Source organism: Pantoea sp. YR525, assembly GCF_900116775.1.
In the GTDB taxonomy this organism is placed as follows: domain Bacteria; phylum Pseudomonadota; class Gammaproteobacteria; order Enterobacterales; family Enterobacteriaceae; genus Pantoea; species Pantoea symbiotica.
Genome location: NZ_FPBU01000022.1, coordinates 1 through 5,258, shown reverse-complemented (window position 1 = coordinate 5,258; position 5,258 = coordinate 1). Strand labels below are relative to the sequence as shown.

Genomic DNA, 5,258 nt, shown 5'->3' with positions numbered 1-5,258 from the left:
CTGACCCCATGCCGAACTCAGAAGTGAAACGCCGTAGCGCCGATGGTAGTGTGGGGTCTCCCCATGCGAGAGTAGGGAACTGCCAGGCATCAAATAAGTAAAAAAGCCCCGAACGAAAGTTCGGGGCTTTTTTACGTTTGTACATTAGTAATATCCCACCAGAAATACGAAAACATCAAACTAGCAACCTGCTGATCAGGTAAACTACGGCCAGATTAATCAGTAAAGGCCGTGAAATGTCCAGCCCCAATACATCCCTAGAAGCTTTCAACACCCTTGGTCTTGCGATCAATGCCCAAACGCTTACCATCGCTGAAACTCCTGACGCTATTACCCTTGCCTGGAAAAACAGTCAGCAATTAAATCAGCCCTTTATTGTATTAGGCGAAGGGAGCAACGTACTCTTTTTGGAAGATTTCAGCGGCTCTGTGGTCGTTAATGCGATTAAAGGCATAACTATCGAAGAGCATGATGAAGCATGGCATTTACATGTTGGTGCTGGCGAAAATTGGCATGCTTTAGTTGAACAGACGCTGAAGAAGGGCATTACAGGATTGGAAAACCTGGCGCTAATTCCCGGCATGGCAGGTTCAGCACCGATTCAAAATATCGGTGCATATGGTGTCGAATTTAAAGATATCTGTCATTACGTTGAAGCTTTACATCTTCCAACGCAAAAGATTATTCGTTTGTATCGGGAAGAGTGTCAGTTTGGCTACCGCGATAGCGTTTTTAAACATGCAATGAAGAATGACTATGTCATCGTTGCAGTGGGATTACGTATGGCAAAACAGTGGAAACCTGTTCTGACTTATGGCGATCTTACTAAATTAAACCCAGCAACAGTTTGTGCGTGGGATATATTCAATGCTATTTGCCATATGCGTCAAAGCAAACTGCCTGACCCCAAAATTACAGGCAATGTGGGGAGTTTCTTCAAAAATCCGCTCATCACAGCTGAGCATGCAACTGCATTAATTAAGCAGTGGCCAGCTATTCCTCATTATCCTCAGGCCAGCGGTGAAATGAAATTAGCAGCTGGCTGGTTGATCGATCAATGTGGCCTTAAAGGTTTTCGTGTTGGAGGTGCTGCAGTTCACCGCCAACAGGCTTTGGTGCTGATTAATGAAAATCATGCCACTCCACAGGATATTGTTGATTTGGCACATCTGGTCAGAGATAGAGTCGGTCAAAAATTTGATGTTTGGCTGGAGCCAGAAGTGCGCTTTATCGGTGCTCGAGGTGAGCGTAACGCCGTTGAGGTAATTTCATGAAAGATAATAGCGTGCCGTTAAAGTTGGTGGCATTAGTGGCTGATGGTGAATTTCACTCTGGTGAACAACTGGGCGAAGCGCTTGGCATGAGCCGTGCAGCGATCAATAAACATATACAGACTCTGAAAAGCTGGGGCCTGGATGTATATACGGTAACGGGTAAGGGCTATAGCTTACCGGAACCTATCCAGTTACTGGATGAAGAAGTCATTCTATCTCACCTGCATCAACCTAATCTGGCGGTGATTCCTGTAATCGATTCTACCAACCAGTATTTGCTGGATCGGATGGATCAATTGCCGTCTGGCTACGCATGCATTGCCGAATATCAGCAAGCAGGGCGCGGACGTCGCGGACGTAAGTGGTTTTCTCCGTTTGGTTCCAACCTGTATATGTCCATGTATTGGCGCCTGGAGCAGGGGCCAGCCGCGGCGATGGGCCTGAGTCTGGTGATTGGTATCATCATGGCAGAAGTAATTCAGTCATTGGGTGCGCCGGATGTACGGGTGAAATGGCCAAATGACCTCTATCTTAACGATCGTAAACTTGCCGGTATTTTAGTTGAGTTAACCGGTAAAACCGGCGATGCCGCTCAGATCGTTATAGGTGCTGGCGTCAATTTGCTGATGCGTTCAGAAGGTACGGCGGAAATTAATCAGGGTTGGATTAATCTTCAGGAAGCTGGAGTTGATATTGATCGGAACGAGTTGGCTGCGAAGTTGATCAATAGCCTGCGTGAAGCGTTACCCATTTTTGAGCGCGATGGTTTGGCGCCTTTTGTCTCTCGTTGGGAAGTCCTTGATAACTTCATTAATCGCCCAGTAAAGCTTCTTATAGGGGATCGTGAAGTATATGGCATTGCGCGAGGTATTGATAAGCAGGGCGGTTTATTACTGGAGCAGGATGGAGTCATTAAATCCTGGGTCGGGGGCGAGATTTCACTGCGTCCAGACAATTAATGCATACCAACTAACAAATTAAAATGCCCACAATCTTTTATGGGCATTTTATTAAAAAAGGCTATTTTCTCAAGCGGACACTTTGCACAGCATGATCAGCCGACTTAGTCATAATAAGGCTGGCCCGTTCACGTGTAGGCAGGATATTTTCCTTTAAATTAAGCCAGTTAATCTCTTGCCATAGCCCGCGCGCAATATCGAGTGCATCTTCTTCTGGTAATTGCGAATAGTGATGGAAATAAGAGTCTGGATCGCTAAACGCGCCCTCACGGAATTTCAAAAATCGATTTACATACCAGCTCTCGAGTAAGGACTCTGGTGCATCGACGTAAATTGAAAAATCCACGAAATCAGACACAAATACATGATGAGGATCGTGAGGATAGTCCATACCGCTTTGCAGCACATTCAATCCTTCAAGAATAAGAATATCAGGCTGTTGTACGACTTTATCGCCATCCGGAATGACATCGTAAATCAGATGAGAATAAACCGGCGCTGTTACCTGGTTAGCACCCGATTTTAAATCAGATACGAAGTTAACCAGGCGATGCATATCGTAAGATTGCGGGAACCCTTTTTTCTTCATCAAACCGCGTTCTTTGAGCACGGCATTAGGATGCAAAAAACCATCAGTAGTGATCAGTTCAACTTTGCGGTGTTCTGGCCAGCGGCTAAGCAGCGCCTGAAGCACACGAGCGGTTGTGCTTTTTCCTACCGCAACGCTGCCGGCAATACTGATGATATAAGGGATTTTCTGCCCATTAGTGCCAAGGAATTGCTCAAGCACTGCCTGACGACGCAGATTAGAACTGATATAGAAATTAAGCAGACGCGATAGCGGCAGATAAATCTCGGCCACTTCTTCTAATGAAAGGTCTTCATTGATACCACGCAGACGCTCAATTTCACCTTCAGCCAACGTCATTGGTACTGAATCGCGCAGTGCTGCCCATTGCTGGCGATTAAACTGCAAATAGGGCGTAGTAAGAGGTGTCGTTTTTTTACTCATAAGCATGCATCTGAGTGCAAATTCTGATTCATCAACACCTTGCTGCATTAGGCATACAACGATGTATCAAACTCAATTGCACGTCACAGGGGTAATTAACGAGAACAATGGGCAGGAGGGTAACACCAGTGTGACTTTAAAAAGAAGTAAAATGATAAACAGGAGCACGCTTTCGCAAGCGTACCCGCATTTTTCTTGTCGGTCAGTAGCTTGTCGCTACATTTTCTGCTGGGCTGGTACGTAGACGTTTATAGTAAATCGCGCCGGGATGAGGATGCCCATCCGCGCATAATGCATAGTCGGGCAATTCCCCTAAATAGTGGTAGCCATGTGCCCGGTAGAAATTTTCTGCCACAGAACCCGCCATGACATCCAAATAAAGTAGCCCACGTTGATAGCTTTCTGCCTTATGCTCAAGCGTCTGTATTAATCTGCGCCCGATTCCTTCTCGTTGATTGCTGGAATGCACGAGCAGCTGTAAAACCTCCGCGCGATTTTGTCCATCTGGGCGCTGACAAATGTTGAGCTGTATGCTTCCCACCACAACCGAGTCGATGATAGCGATCCATAACAGCAGCTCATGGTGTGCCATTTGGTTGCGCAAGCTATGAAAATAACGCTCGGCATCCTGATACTGTTGCATCTTTTGCGAATGTTGGAATGCCGAAGTCATATTGTTTTTTACCGCGTCTATCATCAGGGCAGCCAAAGCCTGGCGATAACGGGGTAATGTTTCTGCAGTAATCTGAACAATATTCATACGACACACTCCATTTAATGACCCGATTTAATAGATAAGCAAAATGCGGACCAGCCGAAAAAACGGCTATGGAGGATGTTTTCACAAAAAAATTTCTAAATTTGCACAGTAGAAAGGCAGTGCGCTTCAAATATGTGCATTGGAAATGATGTTGATACAGAGAAAACCAATCGACGAATTGGTGTAAAAATGGACATGTTCTGGATGATTTTACTGCATGAGATAGCTAATTTGAGATGATTTGCACAAATAGTAAGCGATAGAACAATTTTGGCGATTTTTTTGTTGCATCCTTCTTCGGGTCTTCCTAGAATGCGCTCCACTTGATGCCGGCTTAGCTCAGTTGGTAGAGCAACTGACTTGTAATCAGTAGGTCACCAGTTCGATTCCGGTAGCCGGCACCATCAAGTAGGTGGGATTCCCGAGCGGCCAAAGGGAGCAGACTGTAAATCTGCCGTCACAGACTTCGAAGGTTCGAATCCTTCTCCCACCACCATCTCAACCTCCTGGTTGGGCATCAGATAAAGTCTTTGTCTGATGGGTGAGTTATTCATCTCTCACCTTCGAATTTCAGATTGTGCGTTAGCGCAATCAAAGTTGGTCAGAAACTCTGACCGGCTCGAATAATAGAAGGTCTTCTTTTATTATTCATAAGCTACAGAAAGAACAGGTAGCCGAGTTCCAGGATGCGGGCATCGTATAATGGCTATTACCTCAGCCTTCCAAGCTGATGATGCGGGTTCGATTCCCGCTGCCCGCTCCAGATGTGCTGATATGGCTCAGTTGGTAGAGCGCACCCTTGGTAAGGGTGAGGTCCCCAGTTCGACTCTGGGTATCAGCACCACTTCCTTTATCTCTCTCCTGATTCTCTCTCTGTAAACCAAACAGTCAGGCAATGCCTGGTTGATATGACGATATCTTCGATATATCCGTGTCTTAGAGGGACTAGCGATGGCTAAAGAGCAATTTCAGCGTAACAAACTGCACGTAAACGTGGGCACCATCGGTCACGTCGACCATGGTAAAACTACCCTGACGGCAGCAATTACTACCGTGCTGGCTAAAACCTACGGCGGTAAAGCAAGCAAATTCGACGAGATCGATAAAGCGCCAGAAGAGAAAGCACGTGGTATCACCATCAACACTTCTCACGTTGAGTATGAAACCCCGAATCGCCACTATGCGCACGTTGACTGCCCAGGCCACGCCGATTATGTGAAAAACATGATCACCGGTGCTGCACAGATGGACGG

The 5,258-nt window shown here is 46.2% G+C and carries 5 protein-coding genes, 4 tRNA genes and 1 rRNA gene; 8 read left to right on the top strand and 2 right to left on the bottom strand.

Annotation, left to right across the window (positions count from 1 at the left end):
• From rrf to birA, 3 genes are all read left to right on the top strand, one after another.
• A 5S ribosomal RNA gene (gene rrf, locus BM323_RS24155) occupies positions 1-88 on the top strand; the annotation flags it as partial.
• 148 nt (positions 89-236) lie between these two features.
• A complete protein-coding gene (gene murB / locus BM323_RS24150) occupies positions 237-1,274 on the top strand; it encodes a UDP-N-acetylmuramate dehydrogenase (RefSeq protein ID WP_008106991.1) in 1,038 nt (345 codons plus the stop codon).
• The gene (gene birA, locus BM323_RS24145) at positions 1,271-2,233 is read left to right on the top strand and encodes a bifunctional biotin--[acetyl-CoA-carboxylase] ligase/biotin operon repressor BirA (RefSeq protein ID WP_008106989.1); all 963 of its coding nucleotides are present in this window, start codon (positions 1,271-1,273) and stop codon (positions 2,231-2,233) included. Before murB ends, birA begins: the two co-directional genes overlap by 4 nt.
• Positions 2,234-2,294: 61 nt before the next feature.
• Here the strand turns inward: birA and coaA are convergent, their stop codons facing one another.
• Together coaA and BM323_RS24135 are read right to left on the bottom strand one after the other, a co-directional pair.
• Positions 2,295-3,245, bottom strand: a complete 951-nt coding sequence (gene coaA / locus BM323_RS24140; RefSeq protein WP_036649080.1) for a type I pantothenate kinase — start codon at positions 3,243-3,245, stop codon at positions 2,295-2,297.
• A 202-nt stretch (positions 3,246-3,447) separates the two neighbouring features.
• Positions 3,448-4,005, bottom strand: coding sequence for a GNAT family N-acetyltransferase (locus BM323_RS24135; protein WP_008106984.1), 558 nt, complete (start codon positions 4,003-4,005; stop codon positions 3,448-3,450).
• A 328-nt stretch (positions 4,006-4,333) separates the two neighbouring features.
• Between BM323_RS24135 and BM323_RS24130 the strand changes: the two genes are divergently transcribed.
• From BM323_RS24130 to BM323_RS24110, 5 genes are all read left to right on the top strand, one after another.
• Positions 4,334-4,409, top strand: a tRNA-Thr gene (locus BM323_RS24130).
• Positions 4,410-4,416: 7 nt separating this feature from the next.
• Positions 4,417-4,501, top strand: a tRNA-Tyr gene (locus BM323_RS24125).
• A gap of 192 nt (positions 4,502-4,693) precedes the next feature.
• Positions 4,694-4,768, top strand: a tRNA-Gly gene (locus BM323_RS24120).
• A 5-nt stretch (positions 4,769-4,773) separates the two neighbouring features.
• A tRNA-Thr gene (locus BM323_RS24115) sits at positions 4,774-4,849 on the top strand.
• A gap of 107 nt (positions 4,850-4,956) precedes the next feature.
• Positions 4,957-5,258, top strand: a 302-nt coding sequence (locus BM323_RS24110; protein ID WP_254773311.1) for a GTP-binding protein, incomplete at its 3' end; no start/stop codon positions are given.

What these genes read in the sequence shown, in the direction of transcription:
- murB (WP_008106991.1), top strand. Translation starts at nt 237, where the DNA reads ATGTCCAGCCCCAATACATCCCTAGAAGCTTTCAACACCCTTGGTCTT.
- birA (WP_008106989.1), top strand. Translation starts at nt 1,271, where the DNA reads ATGAAAGATAATAGCGTGCCGTTAAAGTTGGTGGCATTAGTGGCTGAT.
- coaA (WP_036649080.1), bottom strand. Translation starts at nt 3,245, where the DNA reads ATGAGTAAAAAAACGACACCTCTTACTACGCCCTATTTGCAGTTTAAT.
- BM323_RS24135 (WP_008106984.1), bottom strand. Translation starts at nt 4,005, where the DNA reads ATGAATATTGTTCAGATTACTGCAGAAACATTACCCCGTTATCGCCAG.